The following is a 22101-nucleotide window of genomic DNA, read 5'->3' as shown; positions in this document are numbered from 1 at the left end:
TCGATGTCCAGCGCGCTGGAAGGATCCAGCCGCGATGTTGGGCGCGCAGCCGCCTGGCGAGGCGGACAGAAGGGGACAGACGGTCCAGTGGATCTCCGGGGCCCGGCACATGGCGAACGGCCTGCGGACCGTCGAACCAACCTTCGGTCCGGCCCCGGGAGACAATCCGGGGCCAAGCGGCCCCGGGTCAGGTCAGACCTCAGTGCATCGAGGACTGCGAGCCGGCGGCCTGCCCGGCGGAGCGCTGCCACTGGCTCGCCTGGGTCAGCCACTGGTCCCAGGCGGAGGTGGCCCAGTTCATCGCGCTGCGGGCCGCGTCCTCGGAAGGCCAGCCCAACATGCCAGCAGCGCCCCAGGCGCGCGACAGGTCCTCGCCGGTCCCCTGAGCGGCGGCGGTGGAGGTGGCGGCGCCGCGGCTGGCCAGTTGCTGGGTGGCCTTCTGCAGGTCGCTGAGGGCCGATGCGGCACTGCCGGCGGCCTCGACCCGGCTGCGCTGCAGCGCGTCGAAACACTGGGTCCAGTACTGCAGCGCGCTTTCTGCGTTGGAACGTAACAGCTGGCTCTGCACGCTGATCAGCTCGTTGATGTCGCGCGCCGCACCCAGCCGCGACTGGGCTTCGGTGAAACGTTCCTGGGCCCGCTCGCCGGCCTCCAGCTGCACCTGGCGCAGCGCGCGAGTGCCCTTGAGCAGGGACTGGGCAATCGAGAGCGTGAAACCAAGCTGCGCCTTGCTCAGCTGGGCCCACTGGTCGAGTGCGGCAGCGGCACTGGCGCTGGCCCGGTTCTCGGCACTGCCGGCCTGGTTAATGGCCTGCTGGGTCGCCTGCTGAGTCGCCTGATGGGCGGCCTGGCCGGCCGACTGCACAGTCTGGGCGGCGGCGGATGCGATGTCGGAACTGGCTGCTGGAGTTTTCATGCAAGGTCTCCTGAGGTCGAGAAGAGGGACGAGAAACCTGAGAGGCGGCGGCAGGCCACCGCCCACGAGACGGGAAGGGGCATTGGGCGTGCCCGGTGAGCCGGCGTCAACCCAAGGACCCGGGCACGTCGTGGGCATCCTGCCGCTGAAATGTGACAAGCACCCACGGGCCCGGCAAACCCGGCGGATTCCGGCCGCGCGCCCTTCCCCGCCGTGTTGTCAGTGCAGGCGCGAGGAGGACAGCGCGTTGCTCCAATGGGTCCACGGGGCCCACCACTGACGCCAGTCGCCGACACCGCGCCAACCGATGGCCAGCAGCTCTCGGGCAGCCTCCTGGAAAGGCTGCGGCGGTACGGTGCCTGCCATCAGCTTGTTCGCGTCGTCCTGCACCGGATCGTCTCGGCCGGGCACCAGGGGCAGGGTCGGCCACAGCCATTGCATGGGGCCGAGCCACATCAGGCTCTGGGTCTCCATCCAGGCGGCGGTGCTGCGCTCGACCGTGTCGACGGCTGAACGAGAGCAGGCGTCGCAAAGCGTGACCCAGTCCTGGATCGGATCGGCATCGCCGCCCCGCAGCATGCGGGGAATGGCATCGGTAACATCCTGGGGCTGCGGATAGCGTAAGGAAGGGCTGCTCATCGTCGCTCCTGCGAATCGGGCTGGTCGGCCGACCAACATAATCGCCGTCCGATGGGTGTGCAAGCTGCACGGCAATTCCCCTGACGCCACCCCGGCACCGAGGCTGATCGGCGTGACGCTCAGGCGCTCTCGCGCACCACCACCTGCCACCCCAGCCGCACGCAGGACGGTTGCGGCAGCTCGCCACGCATGAGTTGCAGCAGCATGCGCGCGCCGGCCTCGCCGATCTCGGCGCGTGGCGTGCGTACCGTCGTGAGGGCGGGCCACATCTGGTCGCTGCCCGCGAGGTCGTTGAACCCGGCCACCGCGACCCGATCGGGCACCGCGACACCGAGCCGGTGGGCGGCCAGCAGCCCGCCCTGCGCCAGGTCGTCGTTGCAGAAGAAAACAGCGTCCACGTCGGTGCGGGTCTTCAGCAAGTCCTCGAACAGGCGTGCGCCCAGTGAGATCGACGACTGCTCGGGGCAGAGCAGTTCGAGGCGCGCGTCATAGAGCCCGGCGCGCCGCATGACGCGGCGGTACCCTTCAGCCCGCTGCATGGTGCGAGGATCGAGTTGTGCCGCGACGAAGGCAATGCGACGTCGGCCACGCGACAAGAGGTGCTCGGCGATGGCGGCGCCGGCTTCCATCTGCGAGAAGCCGGCACAGTAGACGCCGGACGCCTCGGTGGCCTCCATCAGATGCACGCACGGCAGGCCGCTGGCCTGGATCAGCTGACGCGCCCCCTCGGTACGGTCGAACCCGGTCACCAGCAAGCCGGCCGGCCGGTGTGCAAGGTAGCTGCGCAGCAGCTGTTCCTCTTCCTCGGGGTCGTAGTGGGTGACACCGATCAGGGTCTGGTAGCCGGCGGGGAACAGCGTGCGGTGCACGGCTTCGAGCAGGTCGACGAACAGCGCGTTGGACAGCAGCGGCACCAGCACCGCGACCTGGGTGCTGCGCGAAGACGCCAGCGCCCGTGCCGCCGGATCGGGCACATAACCGAGGCGCTGGACCGCCTCCTGGACCCGCGCGCTCAGCTCGCTGCCCACCCCGCGTTCGTTGCGCAGGGCGCGCGAGGCGGTGATCGGACTCACCCCGGCTTCGCGGGCGACGTCCTGCAACGTTACGCGGCCGCTGGAGCGGCGGCGCCGGGTGGGTTCTGTCATCCTCGGGTTATCCCTGTTCGTTTTCTCGATCCGTGGCGTAGGATAGCGCTACCCGAGCCTTCCGACAACCGTCTACAATCGCCTCCCTTCAGCCCGGGCATCCCACCGGTCGCACCCTTTCCTGCCCGCCGCGATGGCGGATTTTTTGGATCAAGATGGACAGCGCTACCAACACCGATTCCACGCCCCGCTCTCTTGTCGTGATGGGGGTGGCGGGCTGCGGCAAGTCCAGCCTGGGGCAGGCCGTCGCGCACGCGCTCGGCTGGACCCTGCTCGAAGGCGACGACTTCCATGCCCCGGAGAGCGTCGCGAAGATGCGGGCCGGCGTGGCGCTTGACGACAGCGACCGCGAAGGCTGGCTGGACCGCCTGGGAGAGCAGTTGCGCGGCCACCCGGAGGGGGTCGTGCTGACCTGCTCCGCACTGAGACAGCGCTACCGAGACCGCCTTCGCGCCGCCTCCCCCGGCCTGCGCTTTGCCTTCCTCGATCTGGACCAGGCGACCGCCTTTCAGCGGGTCGCGTCGCGGCCCGGCCATCTGTTCCCGCCCAGCCTGGTGGCCAGCCAGTTTGCGACCCTCGAGCCGCCGCTGGCCGAGCCGGGCGTGCTGCGGGTGGATGCCCGCCTGCCGTTGGAGCGGCTTTGCGCCGAGGTGGTGGACTGGCTGGCGGCCGGCGGCACGACGGCCGCCGTGCCCGTCCCGCAGCCCTGAGTCCCTGCCCGGAAAGATCCTGATGTCCTCTGCAATGCCCCCCTCCCCCCGCGGCGCCGTGCGGCTGCTGCGCCGCCTCGCCGAGGCCGCGATGGCCCTCGGCCTGGCCGGCATGGTGCTGGCCGTGTTCATCAACGTCGTGCTGCGTTATGTCTTCGACACCGGCATCGTGTTCTACGAGGAGCTGTCGCGGCTGCTGTTCGTGTGGCTGGTGTGCATCGGCGCCATCCTCGCCTCGGGCGAGAACAAGCACCTCGGCTTCGAGATGCTGACGTCACGCCTGAAAGGCGCACCGCTGCGCGCCTGCGAGTGGCTCAGCCGGCTGGGCATCGCCTATGTCATGCTGCTGGTGGCGCAAGGCTCGTGGCAGCAGGTCCAGGCCGGGCTCCACAGCTTCAGCACCGTGATCGGCTATCCGCTGGCGCTGGCGGCCGCATCGACCCTGGTGCTGGCCATCGGCATGCTGGCGGTGCTGGTGACGCAGGCCGTGCAGGGACACCGCCGGCCGCCGCACGACCAAGACGCTGCGGTGGAGTGAGGCAACCCCCATGGTCGTGACCGCCATCTTCCTCCTCGTGCTGCTCGCCGCGATGCTGATCGGCATGCCCATCGCGCATGCGCTGGTGCTGACCGGCGTGGCGCTGATGTACCACCTCGACTTTTTCGACGCCCAGCTGCTGGCGCAGAACCTGCAAGCCGGCTTCGACAGCTTCCCGCTGCTGGCGGTGCCGTTTTTCATCCTCGCCGGCGAGCTGATGAATGCAGGCGGCCTGAGCCGCCGCATCATCGACCTGGCGCGCGCCTTTGTCGGCCACATCCGCGGCGGCCTGGGTTATGTCGCGATCGCCGCGGCCATTCTGCTGGCCTCGATGAGCGGCTCGGCGATCGCCGACACCGCGGCCCTGGCCACCATCCTGCTGCCGATGATGCGGCAGCAGCAGTACCCGGACAGCTACGGCGCCGGCTTGCTGGCCTCGGGCGGCATCATCGCCCCCATCATCCCGCCGTCCATGCCCTTCGTGATCTACGGCGTCACGACCAACACCTCGATCAGCAAGCTGTTCCTCGCAGGCGTCTTCCCCGGCCTGATGATGGGTCTGTTCCTGATCGCCGCGTGGTGGGGCATCGCCCGGCAGCACCGGCTGGCGGCCATGGAGAAGGTGGCCTGGTCCGGGCGCGGGCGCGCGCTGCTGCGCAGCCTGTGGGCACTGATGATGCCGGTCATCATCCTGGGCGGCCTGAAGGGCGGCGTCTTCACGCCCACCGAGGCGGCCGTGGTGGCCGCGGTCTATGCGCTGTTCGTCTCGGTCTTCATCTACCGCGAACTGGACTGGGCCGGCGTCTACCGGGTGCTGGTCGCTGCCAGCAAGACCACGGCCGTGGTCATGTTCCTGTGCGGCGCGGCGACCGTCACCGCCTACATGATCACGCTGGCCGACCTGCCCAATGAACTGGCGCAAAGCTTTGCGCCGGTGATGGACAAGCCGGTGCTGTTCATGGCGCTGATGATGGTTTTCCTGCTGCTGGTCGGCACCGCGATGGACCTGACGCCGACCATCCTGATCTTCGCCCCGGTGTGCGCGCCGCTGGCAGCCAAGGCCGGTATCGACCCGGTCTACTTCGGCTTCATGTTCATCTACGTCGGCTGCCTGGGGCTGATCACGCCCCCCGTGGGCACCGTGCAGAACGTGGTGGCCGGCGTCGGCCGGTTGCGCATGGAAACGGTGATCCGCGGCACCACCCCCTTCCTGCTGATGTATTTCGTGCTGCTGGCGCTGTTCACGGTGTTCCCGCAGCTCATCCTTTCCCCGCTGAAGTGGATCCAGTGAGGTCGACCCGTTTCCCCCGCCCCCTGAAGGAGACTTTCTTGAACCAGCTCAAACAACTGTGCGCCGTGCTCGGCGTCGCCCTGGCCGCCGCCGGTGCCCAGGCCCAGGCCCAGGACTTCAAGCCCCGGTTGATCCGCTTCGGCTATGGCCTCAACGAGCAGTCCAACCAGGGCCGCGCGGTCAAGCTGTTCGCGCAGGAGGTCGAGAAAACCTCGGGCGGCAAGATGAAGGTGCGCGCCATCGGCGCAGCTGCACTGGGTTCGGACGTGCAGATGCAGCAGGCCCTGATCGGCGGCGCCCAGGAGATGATGGTGGGCTCGACCGCGACCCTGGTGGGCATCACCAAGGAAATGGCGATCTGGGACACGCCCTTCCTGTTCAACAACACGCGCGAGGCCGATGCGGTGCTGGACGGCCCGGTGGGCCAGAAGGTGATGGACAAGCTGCAGGAGAAGGGCCTGGTGGGCCTGGTCTACTGGGAGAACGGCTTCCGCAACCTGACCAACAACAAGCAGCCGGTCGCCAAGCTCGAGGACCTCAACGGCATCAAGCTGCGCGTGATGCAGAACAACGTGTTCCTCGACAGCTTCAAGACCCTGGGCGCCAACGCCGTGCCGCTGCCCTTCTCCGAGCTGTTCACGGCCCTCGAGACCAAGGCGGTCGACGGCCAGGAGAACCCCTACAACACCATCCTGTCCAGCAAGTTCTACGAGGTGCAGAAGTACCTCACGGTGACCAACCACGTCTACAGCCCGTGGATCGTGCTGGTCAGCAAGAAGTACTGGGACGGCCTGTCGGCCGCCGAGAAGAACGTGCTGCTGGCGGCGGCCAGAAAGAGCCGTGACTTCGAGCGCAAGGACACCCGCGAGGAGGCCGCCAAGGCACTGGCCGAACTGAAGGCCAAGGGCATGCAGGTCAACGATCTCTCGCCCGCCGAGGCCAGCCGCATGCGCGACCGCCTGACCCGGGTCAACGCCAGCGTCGCCGCCAGCGTCGGCATGGACCTCTGGAACGAGCTGCAGGCCGCCGTGGCGAAGGCACGCAAGTAAGGCCAGACATCGCCCGCCGTCGGCGGGCGGCTCCTGCCTGCGCGGCCGCGCCGTCGACGCCTCAGGCGCCGGCGCTCGCCGCCACGGGCTCCAGCCGCACCGGCACCCCGCTCAGCACCGCGTTGCCGGACAGCGGGTCGCGTTGGCTGTCGTCCAGCAGCGCGTTCAGGTTCGCCCCCGGCCGCTCGGCCGCCACACGCAGTTGGGTGCCGGGCAGATGGTGACCCCAGCCGTGCGGCAGGCTCACGACCCCCGGCATCATCTCGTCGCTGAGCTGCACCGGCGCCTCCACCGAGCGTCCGCCCGCGGCCACCAGGCGCGCCGTCTCGCCGTCGCGCAGCCCCAGCCGATCGGCGTCGGCCGGATGGACCAGCAGCGTGCAGCGCACCGGTCCCTTGGCGAGCACCGGCAGGTTGTGCATCCAGCTGTTGTTGGAGCGCACGTGGCGGCGGCCGACGATCACGAGTGGCGGCGCCGGCCGCTCCAGGTCCGCTGCGACACGCTCGAGGTCCTGCAGCAGCACCGGCGGCGCCAGTTCGATGCGTCCCGACGGCGTGCGCAGCACCTCGGGCACGCGCGGCTGCAGGGCCCCCAGGTCGATGCCGGCGGGCGCGGCCCTCACCTTGTCCAGCGTGAGCCCGTCCGGCCGCGCGCCGAAGCCGTCCCCCCAGGGGCCGCTGCGCAGTCCCAGGTCGAGCAGGCGCTGCGGTCCGCGGTGCTTCGACACCGCGGCGAACACGGCGTCGGCCTGCTCGCCGGCCAGCTTGCGCACCTGCTCCAGCGTCTGGCGGTCGTCGAGCGCCTCCAGATCGGCGTCCGCGCCCAGCCCCAAGACGATGGCCGTCAGCCGCTGCAACACCTGCCACTCCGCCGGCTGCCCAGCGGGCGGCGCGAACACCGGCTCGCTGTAGCGGGCATGGTTGCGGTAGGACAGCTGTGAGAAGGTCACGTCGTAGTGGGCGTCCTCCAGCGGCGAGCGCCCCGGCAGGATCACGTCGGCGTGGCGGGTGGTCTCGTTCAAATAGATGTCGACGCTGACCATGAAGTCCAGCGTATCGAGCGCGGCCGACAGGCGCTCGCCATGGGGTGCCGACAGCACCGGGTTGCTGGCGATCGTGATCAGCGCCCGCACCCGGTCCTCGCCGGGCGCCTCGATTTCCTCGGCCAGGCAGGTCAGCGGCAGTTCGCCGATCACCTCCGGCGCGCCGCTCACGCGGCTCTTGTAGCGACCGGTGATCACGCCGCGTCCGATCCCGGGCTTGCCGGCGGTGTTGGCCGCGAAAGCCGCCGCCTTGGGAAACATCATGCCGCCCGGCTCGTCCAGGTGGCCGGTGAGGGCGTTGAGCACGTCGACCAGCCAGCTCGCCAGCGTCCCGTACTCCTGCGTGCAGGTACCCAGCCGCCCATAGACCGCCGCCTGCGGCGCCGCGGCCAGCTCGCGCGCCAGGCGCCGGATCGTCGCGGCATCGATGCCACAGCGCGACGCCACCCGCTCCGGCGTGTAGGGAGCCACGGCCTGGCGCACTTCGTCCACACCTGCCAGGTGGGGCTCCAGCCGTCCCAGGCGCACCCGTTGTTCGTCGAACAGCGTGTGCACCAGTCCGAGCAGGAAAAACACGTCGCCGCCGGGGCGGATGAACAGGTGCTCGTTGGCCAACTCGGCAGTCTCGCTGCGGCGCGGATCGACCACCACGATACGGCCCCCACGGGCCTGCATGTCGCGCGCCTTGCCGCGGAAGTCGGGCACGGTCCAGAGGCTGCCGTTGGAGGCCACCGGATTGCCACCCAGGATCAGCAGGAAGCCGCAGCGCTCGATGTCCGGCACCGGCACCGACAGCCAGCTCCCGTACATCAGGCCGCAGGAGAGCTGCTTGGGCATCTGGTCCAAGGTCGAGGCCGAGTACATCTGCTGCGTGCCGAGCGCCTTGAGCAGCCGCGGCCCGTAGAGCATCAGGCCCAGCTTGTGCACCGAGGGATTGCCCAGTACGACCGCGGCGGTGTTGCGGCCGTGGCGCTCGATCAGCGGCGGCAGCCGGCGCTCGATCTCGGCAAACGCCTCGTCCCAGCTGACTTCGACGAACCGGCCGTCGCGCTTGACCAGGGGCTTGCGCAGCCGGTCCGGGTCCTCGTGCAGGTCCTTCAAGGCCACGCCCTTGGGGCAGAGGTAGCCGGCGCTGAAGACGTCGCTGTCGTCGCCGCGGATCGACAGCACCCGTCCCTCGGCCACCTTGAGTTCCAGGCCGCAGCTGGCCTCGCAAAGCGGGCAGATGCGGCGGACGACGGTCGGTGCGGGCTGCGTAACGTGCATGCAGGGCTCCAGGCGAAAACGATGAACGAGAGGATGCAGGAATGGGGCAGGAGAGGCCATGACCTCCCGGGTCAGGGCCGCACGCCGTGCGCCGCGGCGGCTCGGGCGTCCGTCGCGGTGCGCCTGATGGTCGGTGCTTGCGCCGCCGCTGCCAGTCACTCAGGAGACAAGATGACGGGCAAGGCACTCGACCATGGAACTGCAATGCAGAACACGCAACTTCACATCAAAACCGTGAGCCCCAGGATGACGCCTTGGTGACAGCAAGGCCGGTGGCACTGGTCTTAGCGTGTCACCGGCACGACAACCAACAGGAGACACCCTTGCACGCCGATCCGACCCCCACGCCGTCCTCCCCATCGCCCTCCGCCCTGGCCCGTGTCCGGCACGGCCTGGCGCTGTGCACCGTGTGCACCAGCGCCCTGCTGGCCGCGTGCGCCACCCCCGGCAGCACCCCGGGCGGCGCCGCGCCGTTCGACAGCGCCGCACTGCAGCGCCTCGACCGCACGGTGGAACACGACATCACGCAGGGCCGCCTGCCCGGCGCGGTCATGCTGGTCTGGCGCGACGGCCGTGTGGTGCATCAATCGGCCCTGGGCCGGCGCACGCCGGACGGCCCGCCGATGACGGCGGACAGCATCTTCCGCATCTATTCGATGACCAAACCCGTGGTCTCGGTCGCCGTGATGCAGCTGGTCGAGGAAGGCAAGGTCCAGCTCGACGATCCCGTCGAGCGCTACCTGCCGGAGTTCAAGAACCTGAGCCTGGGCATCGAGAAGAAGGACGCCAGCGGCCGGCCGGTGCTGGAGCGTGTGCCGTCGCCACGCGCTCCCACGGTGCAGGACCTGATGCGCCACACCGCCGGCCTGACCTACGGCGTGTTCGGCCAGTCGGCCCTCAAGACCGAGTACCTGAAGGCCGGGGTCGAGCACGGCCGGCTCAGCAACACCGAGTTCTCGCAGCGCATCGCCACCCTGCCGCTCGCCTACGTGCCGGGCACCACCTGGGAGTACAGCCGCGCCACCGACGTCCTGGGCGCGCTGGTGGAGCGTGTCAGCGGGCAGCCGCTGGGCCAGCACCTGCAGCAGCGCATCTTCGGGCCCCTGCAGATGAAGGACAGCGGCTTCCATGTGCCAGCCGAACAGCTCGCGCGCGTCGCCGAGCCCTTCCCGAAGGACCCCGACACCGGCCAGGCAGTGCGTCTGATCGACGTCAGCAAACCGCCGGTGTTCGAGTCGGGCGGCGGCGGCCTGGTGTCGACCGCGGCCGACTACCTGCGCTTCTGCCGCATGCTGCTGGCCGGCGGCACGCTGGACGGCGTGCGGGTGCTGTCGCGTCACAGCGTGGACCTGATGCGCAGCGACCACCTGGGTGCCGACGTGATCAAGGCGAGCCGCGTGCCGGGCGCGACCACCGGCTACCTGCCGGGGCCGGGCTACGGCTTCGGCCTGGGCTTCGCGGTGCGGCTGGGCCCGGGCGAAGCCACCGCGGCGGGCTCGACGGGTGACTACAGCTGGAGCGGCTTCGGCGGCACGAGCTTCTGGATCGACCCGCAGGAAAACCTGATCGCCATCTGGATGTCGCAGGCCCCCCACCAGCGCGAGCACTACCGCATGCTGTTCCGCAACATGGTCTACGCGGCGCTGTGACGCCATGCGCAGCGCCGCGGCCTCATCAGCGAGGCTGAGGCTCCCAGTCGTACTGCATCTGCCGGGCCGTCGCGCGCGCCAGGTCCTCGCCGAGGATGCGCCCGACCAGGTGTAGGCTCATCACGATGCCGGCCGAGATGCCGGCCGAGGTCAGCAGCGCGCCCTCGTCGACGAAGGGCACCGAGTCGACCACCCGCAGAGCCGGGAAGGCGGTGCGCAGGTCCTCGATGTCCTCCCAGTGGGTGGTGACGGTGCGGCCGTCGAGCAGGCCCAGCCGGGCCAGCACGAAGGCGCCGGTGCAGACCGAGGCAGTCAGCGTCGCGGCCGCCGCGGCGTGGGCCACCCATTGCAAGGTGACCGGGTCCTGCAGCGGCTGGGTCACCACGCCGCCGGGCACGATCAGCAGGTCGAAACGCGGCGCATCGGCGAAGCCATAACGCGGCAGCACCTGCAGGCCGTGGCGGGCCGCGACCGGTTCGGCGCGCACGGCGACGGTGGCGACCTCGAAGGCCGGCGGCGCCTCGGGACGGCGCCGCCGCGCCATGCGGGCGGCGACCGAAAACACCTCGAAAGGCCCGGCAAAGTCGAGCACCTCGACCTCGGGGAACAGCAGGATGCCGACCCGGATCGAGCGGCCGCTCTCCAGGAAACCGGCCAGGGTCGCGTCGCTGGAAGCCATGTTCAAACTCCGGAAAGGATCTCGGGGACGGTCCCCGCGGTGGTCGAGAAACGGTGCCGCCAGTCGCCCGGCGAGATGCCGAGGCGGCGCAGGAAAACACGGCGCATCACGTCGCCGCTCTTGAAGCCGCAACGCAGCGCCACCGCCTCGATCGAGCGGTCGCTGTCTTCCAGCTCGCGTTTGGCGCGCTGCAGCCGGGCGCGTTCGACGAACTCGCCGGGCGCAATACCGGTCGCTTGCGTGAAGACGCGGGCGAAGTGGCGCGGGCTGAGGCAGGCCCGCGCCGCCAGGGTCTCGACCGACAGGTCCTCGTCGAGGTGGGCGAGCGCCCAGCGCTGCAAGGCCTGCAAGCCCGCATCCGCCGTCTCCTGGGCTTGCAGCTCGGCGCTGAACTGCGACTGCCCGCCCGGGCGCTTGAGGAACATCACCAGTTCCTGCGCGGTGCGCAGCGCGAGCGCGCGGCCATGGTCCTGCTCGATCATCGCCAGCGCCAGGTCGATGCCCGCGGAGACCCCGGCGGAGGTCCAGACCGCGCCGTCGCAGACGAAGATGGGATCGCTCTCGACCTTCACCGCGGGATGGCGCCCGGCCAGCCGGGCGGTCCAGTTCCAGTGCGTCACGGCGCGCCGCCCGTCCAGCAGGCCGGCCTCGGCCAGCAGCATCGCGCCGCTGCAGATCGAGCCGATGCGGCGCACCTGCGGCGCCATCGCCGCGATCCAGCGCACCAGCCGGCCCTGCTCACAGGCCGCCGTCACACCCGCCCCTCCCGCCACCAGCAAGGTGTCGATCGGTCCCCGGCCGCGCAAGCCACGCGCGGCCTCGATCGCCAGCCCCGAGGACGCACGCACCAGGCCGGGTCGCTCGGCAATCACCTGCACGGCATACCCGACGCCGCCCAGCGCCGCGGCATTGGAGAAGGCCTCCAGCGGCCCGACCGCGTCCAGCAGCTCCATGCCCGGATAGGCGAGCACGGCGATCGTGCGGACGGGATGAGCGGGGCGGGTCGCAGTCATGCCGCTATCGTGCGGGCCCCGGCCTGCGTCCGCAAGGACATTGTTCCGACGTTTTCTGCCATGCCGCCCGCCGGCGGCCTAGGATCAGGGACGGCCGTGCACGGCCGGCGGCTGCGCCGGCAGGGCCGGCTTCTGATGCGAAGCCACCAGGTCGCGCAGCGAGGACATCGCGAGCGCCAGGAAAGCCACCGCGCAGGCGCGGTAGGTGAAGCGCGCCCAGTGCTGTCCGACACTGCGGAAGACCCGGTCCACCAGGGCCGCGCAGATGAAACACCAGAGCACGGAGGAGGTCATGAAGCCGGCGAAAAACACGCCGTACTGCGCCGTCGACGGGTCGTGCACGCCCACCGCCCCCATCGCGCTGCCCAGCGCCGCCCAGTAGGCGACATTCTGCGGATTGGTCACCGACAGCAGCACACCGGCCCGCAAGGCGCGCCGGCCCTCCACCGGGGCGCCCGCGGTCTCCACCGCGAACTCCTGGTTGGCCGCCCGCCAGGAGTCCCAGGCGAGGTACAGGAGGTAGAGCACGCCGGCCACGCCGATCGGCAGGCGCAGCACCGGACTCTGCAGCAGCAGGCCCACGCCGGCCAGGCCCAGCACGGCCCACAGCGCATCGCCGACCAGCGAGCCGACCTGCACGGCGAAGGCCGGCTTGAAGCCGCCCCGCACCCCCTGGCGCACCGTTTCGGCGAACACCGCGCCCGGCGCGGCATTGAAAACAAACCCCAACACGATGGCGGCGGTGAACAGCGTCAACATGTGCAGCGCGGTGCAGAGACAGAGAAGCTGAAGAAGATATCACCTTCCGACGCAGCGGAGGGTGCCGGGCGAGTACAGGCAGCGCCTGCAGGCTTCTTCGGGGCGTGCAACACTGGCGGCCGCAAGGCAGTGCCGCCATCCGAGAGATTCCAAGGAGTTGCACGATGAACACCCCCGCCGCTGCGGCCGACACCCTGGCCGCCTGGCAAGCCCGCGAACAGGAGGTGCGCGCCCGTATGGCCGCGCCCGGCCTGAGCACACCGCCGCAGGTGCAAGGCAAGACCGGCCTGCAGATCTACGAGGCGATGATGGCCGGCGAGCTGCCGCCGCCGCCCATCACGCAGACCCTGTCATTCCTGGTCGTCGAGGCGGAACACGGCCGGGTCGTCTTCCAGGGACGCCCGCAGTTCGCCCACTACAACCCGCTCGGCTCGGTGCACGGCGGCTGGGCCGCCACCCTGCTCGACTCGGCGGTGGCCTGCGCGGTGCACACGACGCTGCCGGTGGGCAAGACCTACACGACGGTCGAGTTGAAGATCAACTATGTGAAGGCCCTCACGGACCGGGTGCCGCTGGTGCGTGCCGAGGGCCGCGTGATCCATGTCGGCGGGCGCCTGGGGACCGCCGAGGGCCGCCTGCTGGGGCCGGACGGCACGCTCTACGCGCACGCGTCGACGACCTGTTTTATCCTCGACCTTCCCGGCCCCGCCACGGGCCCCACGCCCCGATGAGACTCCTCCACACCATGTTGCGCGTCGGCGACCTGCAACGGTCGATCGACTTCTACACCCGCGTGATGGGCATGCAGCTGCTGCGCACCACCGACCGGCCGGAACAGAAATACTCGCTGGCCTTCGTCGGCTACGGCAGCAACCCGGAGCATGCCGAGATCGAACTGACCTACAACTACGGCGTCGACCACTACGAGATGGGTACAGCCTACGGCCACATCGCGATCGAGGTGCCCGACGCCTATGCGGCCTGCGAGAAGATCCGCGCCAATGGCGGCCAGGTCACGCGCGAGGCTGGCCCGGTCAAGGGCGGCAGCACCGTGATCGCCTTCATCACGGATCCCGACGGCTACAAGGTCGAGCTGATCGAACGCCGGCCCGCTTGAGTCGGGCGATCACTCGCCCTCCACCCACTGCACGCTGGCGCCCAGAGAGCACAGGTTCTCGGCAAAGCGGGGGTGTGCACGCTTGATGGGCGTTGCGTTGAGAATCACCGAGCGCCCCGGGATGCTGGCGGCCACCATCAGCAGTGCGATGGCAACGCGGATGATGTAGGGACTTTCGACCTCGGCCGGTGACAGCCTCTTGCCACCGAAGGTGATCACCCGGTGCGGGTCCGACAGGAAGGTGTGGGCGCCGAACTTCGACAGCTCGCTGGTCCAGCCAAGTGCGCTGTCGTAGACCTTGTTCCAGTACATCATGCTGCCCTCGGCGCGCACGCCCAGCGCCACGAAGATCGGCAGCAGGTCGACCGGCAGGTAGGGCCAGGGCGCAGCTTCCACCTTCTGCAGGATATTGCGGGTGAAGGGCTCGCGCACGCGCAGCGGGCCGCTCAACTCGGCACGCGACCAGCCGTCCGCATGCACGACGCCCACGCCGAACTTGGCGAAGGTACGGTCGATCAGCGGAAAGTGCTCGGGCGAGCTGTTCTTGACACGCACGTCGCCGCCGGTGATGGCGCCGAGCGCCAGGAAGGTGACCACTTCGTGGAAGTCCTCGGTGAAGCGGAACTCTCCGCCGCCCAGCTTGTCGACGCCGTGGACCGTGACGCGCGAGGTGCCGATGCCTTCGATGCGCGCACCGATCATCTCCATGAAACGGCAGAACTCCTGCACGTGCGGCTCGCTGGCCGCGTTGGTCAGGCTGGAGCTGCCCTTCGCCAGCGCCGCGCACATCACGAAATTCTCGGTGGTGGTGACCGAGGCGTAGTCCAGCCAGTGGTGGTTGGCCTGCAGCGCCTCGGGCGCACGCAGGATCAAGGCCTCGGTCCGGCGCTCCACCTGGGCGCCAAAGCGCTCCATCAGCTCGACGTGCGGGTCGATCTCGCGCACGCCCAGCGTGCAGCCCTGCACGTCGTTTTCGATGCGGGCGGCGCCGAAGCGTGCCAGCAGCGGCGGCGCCAGCATGATCGACGACCGCATTTCCTGCGGCAGACGGTGCGTCTCGAGGTCAAAAGCAGCGCTTGCGTGCTGCAGCTCGAGCACCCCCGTGGAAAAGTCCATCTCGACCTGGCTGCCCAGGGCGCGGAAGGTCTCGAGGATCTTGCGCACATCGGTGATCTCGGGAACACCGATCAGGCGCAGCGGTTCGCTGGTGAGTAGCGTGGCGCAGAGCACCGGCAGCACCGCGTTTTTGTTGGCGGACGGCACGATGCGGCCGGAGAGGGGCGTTCCGCCGTGGACAAGCAACTTGGACATGGGCTATAGGCGTCCGTCGGGTGACGGGAGTTGAGGCGTTCTTGGATGGGCAACCGACGAAACTGCAGCGACCTTGCCCGCGCTGATCCGGGTGATTCTCGCCGCTGGCGGCGAACCTTCAAGCACTGAGCTGACCGAGGGCGAGCCTCAGGGGCGCAGTGCGCTCGCCTCGCGAGCCAGCCGCGTGATGGTGGCCCAGTCGCGCGCCTTCACCACCTCGGCCGGCGTCAGCCAGGAGCCGCCGCAGACCTTGACGTTGGGCAGCGCCAGGAACTGGCCCGCGGTCTCCGGCGTGATGCCGCCGGTCGGGCAGAACGAGATGTCCGCGAACGGCCCCGCGAAGGCCTTGAGCATCGGGATGCCACCCGCCGCGGTGGCCGGGAAAAACTTCAGGAAGTGGTAGCCGTCGGCATGCGCCGTCATCACTTCGCTGCCGGTCGCCACGCCCGGCAGCAGTGGCAGGCCGAGCTCCTGGCACACGCGGCCGATCTCCGGCGTGTAGCCCGGACTGACCGCGAAGTGGCAGCCCGCATCGCGCGCCGCCTGGGCATCGAGGGCATTGCGCACGGTGCCGGCGCCGACGATGGCCTCGGGCACCGCCTTGGCGATCGCTTCCATGCAGGGCAGCGCGACCGGGGTGCGCAAGGTCACCTCCAGCACCCGCACGCCGCCGGCCACCAGGGCCTCGGCCAGCGGCACCGCGTCTTCGAGACGGTCGATGACGATGACGGGAATGACGGGGCCGTAGGAGGCCAGTTCCAGCGTGTTCATGCAATCCTTTCGCGGGGTAGGGGTCAGAGCCAGGTGCAGGCGCCCTCTTCGGCGCTCAGCACGTTGCGGCGCATGCCGGCGAACAGCTCGCGGCCGAGCTGGTGGGCGTGGATCTCGGCCAGCGCGGCTGGCTGGGTCGCGACCTCGCGCCGGTCCCACTCGGCGGCGTCGACCAGCGCATCCAGGGTGCCGGCCACGGCGTCGAGCCGAATGAGATCGCCGCTGCGCACCTTGCCCAGCGGGCCACCGCCCAGCACCTCGGGACTGACGTGGATGGCCGCCGGCACCTTGCCCGAGGCGCCACTCATGCGCCCGTCGGTCACCAGCGCGACCCGGTAGCCCTTGCCCTGCAGCACCGCCAGCGGCGGCGTGAGCTTGTGCAGCTCGGGCATGCCGTTGGCGCGCGGGCCCTGGAAGCGCACCACCGCGACGAAGTCGCGCTCCAGCTCGCCGGCCTTGAAGGCCTCCTGCAGCGCTTCCTGGCTGTCGAACACGAGGGCGGGCGCCTCGATCACGTGGCGCTCCTCGGGCACCGCCGAGACCTTGATCACCGAGCGACCCAGGTTGCCCTTGAGCAGCTTGAGGCCGCCGGTGGGGCTGAAGGGGGCCTGCGCCGTGCGCACCACGGCCTCGTCGCCGCTGCGCTCGGGCAGGTCCTGCCACGACAGGCGGCCGGACTCGAGGACCGGCAGCCGGCCATACGCGCTCAAGCCGCCTTCGGCGACCGTCGCGACATCGCCGTGCATATAGCCGTTCTCGACCAGCTCGCGGATCACGAAACCCGGGCCGCCCGCGGCCTGGAAGTGATTCACGTCGGCCGACCCGTTGGGATAGACCCGGGTCAGCAGCGGCACCACGGCAGAGAGGTCGGAGAAGTCGTTCCAGTCGATCAGGATGCCGGCCGCCCGGGCCACCGCGACCCAGTGGATCAGGTGGTTGGTCGAGCCGCCGGTGGCCAGCAGCGCCACCATCGCGTTGACGATCACGCGCTCGTCGACCATCTCGCCGATGGGTGTGAAGCGCCGCGCCTTGATGTTGCGCAGCGCGGTGCGCACCGCTTCACGGGTCAGCTCCTCGCGCAGCCCGGTATAGGGCTGCACGAAAGCCGCGCCCGGCACGTGCAGACCCATCGCCTCCATCAGCATCTGGTTGCTGTTGGCGGTGCCGTAGAAGGTGCAGGTGCCAGGGCCGTGATAGGCCTGCGACTCAGCCTCGAGCAGCTTGTCGCGCCCGACCAGGCCCTGGGCGTATTGCTCACGCACCTTGGCTTTCTCGTTGTTGGAGAGCCCCGTGCTCATCGGGCCTCCGGGCACGAACACGCAGGGCAGGTGGCCGAAGTGCAGCGCGCCGATCAAGAGGCCCGGCACGATCTTGTCGCAGATGCCCAGCAGCAGCGCCGCATCGAAGACGTCATGCGTCAGCGCGATGGCGGTGCCCATCGCGATGGTGTCGCGCGAGAACAGGCTCAGCTCCATGCCGGGCAGGCCCTGGGTGACACCGTCGCACATGGCCGGCACGCCGCCGGCCACCTGCGCCGTAGCGCCCTGGCGCTGCGCCTCGTCGCGGATCAGCGCCGGGAAGTTCTCGTACGGGTGGTGCGCCGACAGCATGTCGTTGTACGAGGTGACGATCGCGAGGTTGGGGGCTCGTTCGGCGACCACACGGAACTTCGCGGCATCAGGCAGCGCCGCGAAGGCGTGCGCGACGTTCGCGCAGCCCATGCGGTCGGAGCCGCGCGGCCGGTTGGCAGCCTGCGCCACGCGGTCGAGGTAGGCACGCCGGGTGGGCGCGCTGCGCTCCCGGATGCGCTGCGTCACTTCGAGGAGGACAGGTTTCATGGTGGGATGCTGAATAGTCGATGTAACTTATCAATGAATTATTAGGTAACCAAGTTACAGCGTCAAATCAAGTGCCGCCCGCCCCGCCGTCGCACGGGTCATCAGCTTGCAGCGCCGCCGGCGGGCCGTTTATTGCCAGTGCAACTCGACGTGAGGGCCGGGCTGGTCGGCCGGCGCCCCGGCCGCCGGGGGCAGCACGGCGAGCTGGGCCGGCGCGACGCCGTTGGCCTCCATCGCGTGGCGCACCGCCTCGCCCTGGCGCCGTACCGTGGCCGGGTCGTCGCCCGGTCGGTACAGCGGCACGATGACCAGCGAGCGGCCGGTGCTGCGGGCTTCCTGGGCTGCCTGCGCCAGCAGGTCGAGCGCGGCCGGCGGCGGGCCGGCATCGCCGCTCCATTGCAGCCGGGCCAGCGGCGGCGGCCCGGCGTCCTCGGCCCGGGTCACCGGGGCCGGCTCGACCACGGCGGAGGGCGGCAGCGGACGGGTGGCGATCCAGGTCAGTGCGACCATCGCGCCGACCAGCAGCACGGCCGGCAGGCGGGACGGTGGCGCGGGCGGATGGGCGGCGGGCATCTTCGGTGTTTCCCTTGCGATCTGAAGAAGTGAGCGATGATAGGGGCCCATCGTTTCCGCTTGCCGACCGATCGCGCCCGTGTCCACGCCGACTGTCCCTGCCCTGCCCGACATCCCGCCCGGCCTGGCGGTGCCGCCGGTGCGCGACCCGCAGCACTTGCTGCAGCAGACGCTGGCAGGCTGGGATCCCGGGCAGGACCTGTGGGTGTTCGGTTACGCCTCGCTGATCTGGAACCCCGAGGTCGAGCACAGCGAGCGGCGCCTGGCGCGGGTGCTCGGTTATCACCGGGCGCTGAAGATGTGGTCGCGCATCAATCGAGGCTCGCCCCTGTCGCCCGGGCTCGTGTTCGCGCTGATGTCAGGCGGCAGCTGCAAGGGGGTGGTCTTGCGCGTGCCCCGCGCGCGGGCCCGCGAAGAGCTGAACCGGCTGTGGCAGCGCGAGATGCCGACCGGCGTCTACGACCCGAAGTGGCTGAACTGCCAGACTGTGGAAGGCCCGGTGCAGGCACTCGGCTTCACGCTCAGCCGCCACAGTCCCAACTTCACCGGCGTGCTGGACCAGCAGCAGCTGGTCGAGATCCTGCGTGAGGCGCGCGGCCGCTACGGCACCACGCTGGACTATGTGCTGCGGACCGACACCTGCCTGCGGGAGCACGGCATCCGCGATCGCGCGGTCGCCGAAGTGCTGGCACTGGCGCGCGCGCACCGGCTGCTGCCCTGAGTGCCCGCCGGCGGGGATGCGCCGCTCAAGGCACCGCGTTCAGTTCGCCGACGGGCGGCTGACCGGGCCACTGGCGCAGGCGCCGCAGGTCATCCTCGGTGTCGAGGTCCATCAGCACCCCCGGGTCCTGCACCTCGACCGGCGCAGCCGGGTAACGGGCCACGAGCCGGCGCGCTCCCTCGTCGCCGGTGAGCGTGGCGAGTTCGGAGAACAGCTCGGCCGAGAAGCCCACCGGGTGGCCGCGCCGCCCGCCGTGCTGGGCGTAGGCAACCGGGTGCTCGGTCAGCGCCTCGGCCACCGCGCGCAAGGTGGCCGGCTGCACCAGCGGCATGTCGCCGGGCAACACCAGCCAGCCGGGCGCATCGCCGCGCGCCCGGACGCCGGCGGCGATGGAGTAGCCCATGCCGAGATGCGCCACATGCTCGCTGCGCACGCGCGGCGACTCGGGCACCAGCACCACGTCCTGGCTCGCAACATCGGCCTTGGCCACCTCCCGCAGCGCGGAGGTGGTGACCACGACCAAGGGCAGGTGGCTGGCGATGACTTGCGAGAGCGTCGTGCCCAGCACCGTGGATCCGGCGAAAGACTGGGTGAGCTTGTGGCTATGCCCTCTGAAACGCGTGCCGGCACCGGCCGCGAGGACGATCACCACCGGTACGGCATTCATCCGGGGTTCCTATCTCTGCTGTGGTTGGCGCCCCCCGATGATCGGCGGGATGTCGACAGGATGAAAGCGCGCCCATCGGCTTGGAACTGGGATCTGCACCTAGGGGCTTGCCCGCCCCTGTCAGCCACCGCAGCTCCGAGGGCGCCGGGACCCGTGCGCACCCTGCCTCGCCCTGCCCGGCCAGCCAGGTTCAGGCCGGCTCGGTGGCGGCGCCGCCGCGCGGCAGGCGGATCACGAGCCGGGTTCCCGGGGGACCGCCCTGCGCCGCGCCGCTCTCGATGCCGAGTTGCCCGCCATGAATCTCCACCACCGACTTCATGATCACCGAGCCCAGCCCCAGCGAGAGCGAGGGCCGGGCGGCGTCGGCCTGCCGCCTTCGGCCACGCCGCTGGCCGAAGGCGGCGATCTCGGCCGTGCTCATGCCGCGGCCGTCGTCCTCCACGCGCACCTCCAGCTTGTCCCCGGCGTCGCGCACCTTGACCTGTACCCGGCTGCGCGCATGACGCAGCGCGTTGTCGATGGCATTGCGGAACAGCCGCGACAGCAGCACGCGGTCACCCGCGACGACCGGCGCACGGCCCGCCGGCGCCGCCGTCAGCCCGATTGCGAGCCCCTCGACGCCCAGCTCGGAGGCCCGGCTCTGTGCCGAACGGGTCTCCGCGACGAGCAGCTCGACGAGGTCGACCGGCTCGCCCGCGGGGCGCCGCCCGACCTCGCCGATGTCGGCGATGAAAAACAGGTCGTCGATGAGCCGCACGAAGTAGTCCAGCTCGCCGCGAATGATGGCCAGGAACTCGTGCCGGTCCTCGGGTGTCATCGCCGCGCCGTGGGCCGACACCGCCTCGACCGCGGTGCGCAGGCTGGTCAGCGGCGTGCGCAGGTCGTGGCCCAGCTCCTGCAGCATCGCGCGGCGTGCGTCTTCGGCCTGGTGCAGGCCGTGCACCAGGCGTTCGATCTCCTCGGCCATGCGGTTGAAGTCCAGCATCAGCACGCCCACCGCATCGAGCCGCCCGGGCCTGAAGCGCGCCCCCAGGTCGCCCGCCTTCAGCCTCGCCAGCACCTGCCGGGCCTCGCGCGAGCGGGCCCGCAGGTAGAGCGTCACGAGCGAGAGGCCGAAAAAGACGGCGGCCGCGAGCGCGGCGATGAAAAACAGGCCGTGAGTGCGCAGCACCGGGCGCCCCGGAATGCCGCTATCGCTCATCACCAGGAAGACCGGCCCGGCCCCTTGGAGCCGCGTCACCGACACCGGCGAGCCGCCTTGCAGGCGGCGGCCGGGCGTGCTCCTCACGTCGTGCACCGCCATCGCGGCATCGACCTGGCGCCACTCTGGCGGCAGCGGCAGCGCACTGCGGCTGGCCAGCACCCGCCCCTGCAGGTCGATCACCCAGAGGCCGCGCGGCATCACGGGGGACTCGGCGAGCAGGTGGTCGAGCCGCCGCATCGCCTCGGGATAGGGCCCGGCCTCCAACTCCAGCGCGCGCGCGGCAAACAGGATCAGGCTGCGCTGGATGGCGCTGCGTCCTTCCCGGTTGATCTCGCGCAGCACCAGCGCGTAGACGAGGCTGAGCAGCAGCGCGAACGCCACGCTGATCGCCAGGAATCGCCACCAGAGGCCGCGGCTCATGCAGCAGCCTCGAGCCGGTAGCCGACCCCGTAGACGGCGGCGATGCGCACCGCCGTGCCGGCGTCCCTGAGCTTGCGGCGCAGGTGGCTCAGGTGGGAGTCGATGGTGCGGTCATAGATCGCGCGGTCGCACTCCAGCGCATCGAGGATCTGCTCGCGGGTGACGACGTCGCCGCCGGCCCGGACCAGCAGCTGCAGGATCAGGTACTCGCGTTTGCCGAGGTGCAAGGCCCGCTCCTGCACGAACAGCGCATGGCGCGGCAGGTCCATCTCGATGTCGCCGAAACAGGCCCTCTGGCGCGTACGGCTCGGCCGCCGCCCGATCAGCCGGCGCATGCGGGCGGCGAGCTCCTGCTGGCCATAGGGCTTGCGCACGTAGTCGTCGGCGCCGCCCTCGATGCTCGCCACCGCGTCGGCCTCGGCGGTGCGCGCGGTGAGCACGAGGATGGGCAGGTCCGGGTCGCGCCTGCGCACTTCGCGGCACAGGTCCAGCCCGCAGCCGTCGGGCAGGCCCAGGTCCAGCAGCAGCAGCTCGAAGGTGTGGGCCGCGAGCTGCTGCAGGCCCTCCTGCAAGGTGGACGCCACCGTGACCGCAAAGCCGTCGTAGCGCAGGCTCATCACGAGCGTCTTCGCGATCATCGGGTCGTCTTCGACCAGCAGCACGGAATGCGGGGCGGGCGTCGGCAAGGGCATGTCGCGAAGTGGGTGGGCCGGATTGTGCCGCCCTGCGCAGGCGCCGGCGCACTTCCACGGAATTTACAGATGGCTTTCCCGACCGGGTCGA

At 70.2% G+C, this 22101-nt stretch carries 22 protein-coding genes; 8 read left to right on the top strand and 14 right to left on the bottom strand.

The annotated features are described in order from the left end of the window. Nucleotides 1–199: 199 nt before the first annotated feature. From OOT46_RS15310 to OOT46_RS15300, 3 genes are all read right to left on the bottom strand, one after another. On the bottom strand, nucleotides 200–916 hold the full coding sequence (locus OOT46_RS15310) for a phasin family protein (protein WP_265404482.1): 717 nt from the start codon (nucleotides 914–916) through the stop codon (nucleotides 200–202). Nucleotides 917–1135: 219 nt separating this feature from the next. Continuing rightward, nucleotides 1136–1555: a hypothetical protein gene (locus OOT46_RS15305; protein ID WP_265404481.1), complete on the bottom strand. Its 420-nt coding sequence runs from the start codon at nucleotides 1553–1555 to the stop codon at nucleotides 1136–1138. 119 nt (nucleotides 1556–1674) lie between these two features. Beyond that, nucleotides 1675–2700 (bottom strand): LacI family DNA-binding transcriptional regulator, encoded by a 1026-nt coding sequence (locus OOT46_RS15300; protein ID WP_265404480.1) that lies wholly within the window; start codon nucleotides 2698–2700, stop codon nucleotides 1675–1677. A 155-nt stretch (nucleotides 2701–2855) separates the two neighbouring features. On the opposite strand from OOT46_RS15300, the gene OOT46_RS15295 reads away from it, so the two are divergent. Genes OOT46_RS15295 through OOT46_RS15280 form a run of 4 tightly spaced genes read left to right on the top strand, consistent with a single transcriptional unit; the run spans nucleotide 2856 to nucleotide 6288 of the window. After that, nucleotides 2856–3410 carry a gluconokinase gene (locus tag OOT46_RS15295; RefSeq protein ID WP_265404479.1) on the top strand — a complete coding sequence of 185 codons (555 nt, stop codon included), beginning with the start codon at nucleotides 2856–2858 and terminating at the stop codon, nucleotides 3408–3410. 34 nt (nucleotides 3411–3444) lie between these two features. After that, nucleotides 3445–3948, top strand: coding sequence for a TRAP transporter small permease (locus OOT46_RS15290; protein WP_265404478.1), 504 nt, complete (start codon nucleotides 3445–3447; stop codon nucleotides 3946–3948). A 10-nt stretch (nucleotides 3949–3958) separates the two neighbouring features. Further along, nucleotides 3959–5239, top strand: coding sequence for a TRAP transporter large permease (locus OOT46_RS15285; protein ID WP_265404477.1), 1281 nt, complete (start codon nucleotides 3959–3961; stop codon nucleotides 5237–5239). Nucleotides 5240–5277: 38 nt separating this feature from the next. After that, a complete protein-coding gene (locus OOT46_RS15280) occupies nucleotides 5278–6288 on the top strand; it encodes a TRAP transporter substrate-binding protein (protein ID WP_416136200.1) in 1011 nt (336 codons plus the stop codon). Nucleotides 6289–6349: 61 nt separating this feature from the next. On the opposite strand, the gene OOT46_RS15275 is transcribed toward OOT46_RS15280, so the two are convergent. Beyond that, nucleotides 6350–8596, bottom strand: a complete 2247-nt coding sequence (locus OOT46_RS15275) for a molybdopterin oxidoreductase family protein (RefSeq protein WP_265404476.1) — start codon at nucleotides 8594–8596, stop codon at nucleotides 6350–6352. 323 nt (nucleotides 8597–8919) lie between these two features. Between OOT46_RS15275 and OOT46_RS15270 the strand changes: the two genes are divergently transcribed. Continuing rightward, nucleotides 8920–10245 (top strand): serine hydrolase domain-containing protein, encoded by a 1326-nt coding sequence (locus OOT46_RS15270; RefSeq protein ID WP_265404475.1) that lies wholly within the window; start codon nucleotides 8920–8922, stop codon nucleotides 10243–10245. Between the two features lie 25 nt (nucleotides 10246–10270). Here OOT46_RS15270 and OOT46_RS15265 read toward each other — a convergent pair whose 3' ends face one another. The 3 genes from OOT46_RS15265 to OOT46_RS15255 all read right to left on the bottom strand — a co-directional run bounded on the left by OOT46_RS15265 (nucleotide 10271) and on the right by OOT46_RS15255 (nucleotide 12696). Beyond that, on the bottom strand, nucleotides 10271–10924 hold the full coding sequence (locus OOT46_RS15265; RefSeq protein ID WP_265404474.1) for a DJ-1/PfpI family protein: 654 nt from the start codon (nucleotides 10922–10924) through the stop codon (nucleotides 10271–10273). A 2-nt stretch (nucleotides 10925–10926) separates the two neighbouring features. Further along, nucleotides 10927–11937: a GlxA family transcriptional regulator gene (locus OOT46_RS15260; protein WP_265404473.1), complete on the bottom strand. Its 1011-nt coding sequence runs from the start codon at nucleotides 11935–11937 to the stop codon at nucleotides 10927–10929. An 84-nt stretch (nucleotides 11938–12021) separates the two neighbouring features. Continuing rightward, on the bottom strand, nucleotides 12022–12696 hold the full coding sequence (locus OOT46_RS15255) for a LysE family translocator (RefSeq protein ID WP_265404472.1): 675 nt from the start codon (nucleotides 12694–12696) through the stop codon (nucleotides 12022–12024). A 164-nt stretch (nucleotides 12697–12860) separates the two neighbouring features. Between OOT46_RS15255 and OOT46_RS15250 the strand changes: the two genes are divergently transcribed. After that, nucleotides 12861–13427 carry a PaaI family thioesterase gene (locus OOT46_RS15250; protein ID WP_265404471.1) on the top strand — a complete coding sequence of 189 codons (567 nt, stop codon included), beginning with the start codon at nucleotides 12861–12863 and terminating at the stop codon, nucleotides 13425–13427. Continuing rightward, complete coding sequence (gene gloA / locus OOT46_RS15245; RefSeq protein ID WP_265404470.1) at nucleotides 13424–13813, top strand: lactoylglutathione lyase; 390 nt, start codon at nucleotides 13424–13426, stop codon at nucleotides 13811–13813. The genes OOT46_RS15250 and gloA overlap by 4 nt, the downstream gene beginning before the upstream one ends. A 9-nt stretch (nucleotides 13814–13822) precedes the next feature. Here the strand turns inward: gloA and OOT46_RS15240 are convergent, their stop codons facing one another. From OOT46_RS15240 to OOT46_RS15225, 4 genes are all read right to left on the bottom strand, one after another. Then, nucleotides 13823–15124 carry a UDP-N-acetylglucosamine 1-carboxyvinyltransferase gene (locus tag OOT46_RS15240; protein ID WP_265404469.1) on the bottom strand — a complete coding sequence of 434 codons (1302 nt, stop codon included), beginning with the start codon at nucleotides 15122–15124 and terminating at the stop codon, nucleotides 13823–13825. A gap of 147 nt (nucleotides 15125–15271) precedes the next feature. After that, nucleotides 15272–15895, bottom strand: a complete 624-nt coding sequence (locus OOT46_RS15235; RefSeq protein ID WP_265404468.1) for a bifunctional 4-hydroxy-2-oxoglutarate aldolase/2-dehydro-3-deoxy-phosphogluconate aldolase — start codon at nucleotides 15893–15895, stop codon at nucleotides 15272–15274. Between the two features lie 23 nt (nucleotides 15896–15918). Then, a complete protein-coding gene (gene edd, locus OOT46_RS15230) occupies nucleotides 15919–17733 on the bottom strand; it encodes a phosphogluconate dehydratase (protein WP_265404467.1) in 1815 nt (604 codons plus the stop codon). A 129-nt stretch (nucleotides 17734–17862) separates the two neighbouring features. After that, nucleotides 17863–18306 (bottom strand): hypothetical protein, encoded by a 444-nt coding sequence (locus OOT46_RS15225; RefSeq protein ID WP_265404466.1) that lies wholly within the window; start codon nucleotides 18304–18306, stop codon nucleotides 17863–17865. A gap of 79 nt (nucleotides 18307–18385) precedes the next feature. Here OOT46_RS15225 and OOT46_RS15220 point away from each other — a divergent pair, with 79 nt between their 5' ends. Next, nucleotides 18386–19027: a gamma-glutamylcyclotransferase gene (locus OOT46_RS15220; RefSeq protein WP_265404465.1), complete on the top strand. Its 642-nt coding sequence runs from the start codon at nucleotides 18386–18388 to the stop codon at nucleotides 19025–19027. A gap of 25 nt (nucleotides 19028–19052) precedes the next feature. Here the strand turns inward: OOT46_RS15220 and OOT46_RS15215 are convergent, their stop codons facing one another. The 3 genes from OOT46_RS15215 to OOT46_RS15205 form a co-directional block, all read right to left on the bottom strand. Further along, on the bottom strand, nucleotides 19053–19694 hold the full coding sequence (locus OOT46_RS15215) for a nucleotidyltransferase family protein (protein ID WP_265404464.1): 642 nt from the start codon (nucleotides 19692–19694) through the stop codon (nucleotides 19053–19055). Between the two features lie 190 nt (nucleotides 19695–19884). Then, a complete protein-coding gene (locus OOT46_RS15210) occupies nucleotides 19885–21318 on the bottom strand; it encodes a sensor histidine kinase (RefSeq protein ID WP_265404463.1) in 1434 nt (477 codons plus the stop codon). Then, entirely contained in the window at nucleotides 21315–22010 is a 696-nt protein-coding gene (locus OOT46_RS15205) for a response regulator transcription factor (RefSeq protein ID WP_265404462.1), read from the bottom strand. The genes OOT46_RS15210 and OOT46_RS15205 overlap by 4 nt, the downstream gene beginning before the upstream one ends. Between the last annotated feature and the right edge of the window lie 91 nt (nucleotides 22011–22101).

The organism is Aquabacterium sp. A7-Y (assembly GCF_026153205.1).
In the GTDB taxonomy this organism is placed as follows: Bacteria; Pseudomonadota; Gammaproteobacteria; order Burkholderiales; family Burkholderiaceae_C; genus Caldimonas.
Note: the sequence above shows the minus strand (reverse complement) of the source record. Positions and strands in the feature narration are given on the sequence as shown.

Excerpts from the sequence above, each read along its gene's own strand:
- OOT46_RS15310 (WP_265404482.1), bottom strand. The coding sequence starts at position 916 with ATGAAAACTCCAGCAGCCAGTTCCGACATCGCATCCGCCGCCGCCCAG.
- OOT46_RS15305 (WP_265404481.1), bottom strand. The coding sequence starts at position 1,555 with ATGAGCAGCCCTTCCTTACGCTATCCGCAGCCCCAGGATGTTACCGAT.
- OOT46_RS15300 (WP_265404480.1), bottom strand. The coding sequence starts at position 2,700 with ATGACAGAACCCACCCGGCGCCGCCGCTCCAGCGGCCGCGTAACGTTG.
- OOT46_RS15295 (WP_265404479.1), top strand. The coding sequence starts at position 2,856 with ATGGACAGCGCTACCAACACCGATTCCACGCCCCGCTCTCTTGTCGTG.
- OOT46_RS15290 (WP_265404478.1), top strand. The coding sequence starts at position 3,445 with ATGCCCCCCTCCCCCCGCGGCGCCGTGCGGCTGCTGCGCCGCCTCGCC.
- OOT46_RS15285 (WP_265404477.1), top strand. The coding sequence starts at position 3,959 with ATGGTCGTGACCGCCATCTTCCTCCTCGTGCTGCTCGCCGCGATGCTG.
- OOT46_RS15275 (WP_265404476.1), bottom strand. The coding sequence starts at position 8,596 with ATGCACGTTACGCAGCCCGCACCGACCGTCGTCCGCCGCATCTGCCCG.
- OOT46_RS15265 (WP_265404474.1), bottom strand. The coding sequence starts at position 10,924 with ATGGCTTCCAGCGACGCGACCCTGGCCGGTTTCCTGGAGAGCGGCCGC.
- OOT46_RS15260 (WP_265404473.1), bottom strand. The coding sequence starts at position 11,937 with ATGACTGCGACCCGCCCCGCTCATCCCGTCCGCACGATCGCCGTGCTC.
- OOT46_RS15255 (WP_265404472.1), bottom strand. The coding sequence starts at position 12,696 with ATGTTGACGCTGTTCACCGCCGCCATCGTGTTGGGGTTTGTTTTCAAT.
- OOT46_RS15250 (WP_265404471.1), top strand. The coding sequence starts at position 12,861 with ATGAACACCCCCGCCGCTGCGGCCGACACCCTGGCCGCCTGGCAAGCC.
- gloA (WP_265404470.1), top strand. The coding sequence starts at position 13,424 with ATGAGACTCCTCCACACCATGTTGCGCGTCGGCGACCTGCAACGGTCG.
- OOT46_RS15240 (WP_265404469.1), bottom strand. The coding sequence starts at position 15,124 with ATGTCCAAGTTGCTTGTCCACGGCGGAACGCCCCTCTCCGGCCGCATC.
- OOT46_RS15235 (WP_265404468.1), bottom strand. The coding sequence starts at position 15,895 with ATGAACACGCTGGAACTGGCCTCCTACGGCCCCGTCATTCCCGTCATC.
- edd (WP_265404467.1), bottom strand. The coding sequence starts at position 17,733 with ATGAAACCTGTCCTCCTCGAAGTGACGCAGCGCATCCGGGAGCGCAGC.
- OOT46_RS15225 (WP_265404466.1), bottom strand. The coding sequence starts at position 18,306 with ATGCCCGCCGCCCATCCGCCCGCGCCACCGTCCCGCCTGCCGGCCGTG.
- OOT46_RS15215 (WP_265404464.1), bottom strand. The coding sequence starts at position 19,694 with ATGAATGCCGTACCGGTGGTGATCGTCCTCGCGGCCGGTGCCGGCACG.
- OOT46_RS15210 (WP_265404463.1), bottom strand. The coding sequence starts at position 21,318 with ATGAGCCGCGGCCTCTGGTGGCGATTCCTGGCGATCAGCGTGGCGTTC.
- OOT46_RS15205 (WP_265404462.1), bottom strand. The coding sequence starts at position 22,010 with ATGCCCTTGCCGACGCCCGCCCCGCATTCCGTGCTGCTGGTCGAAGAC.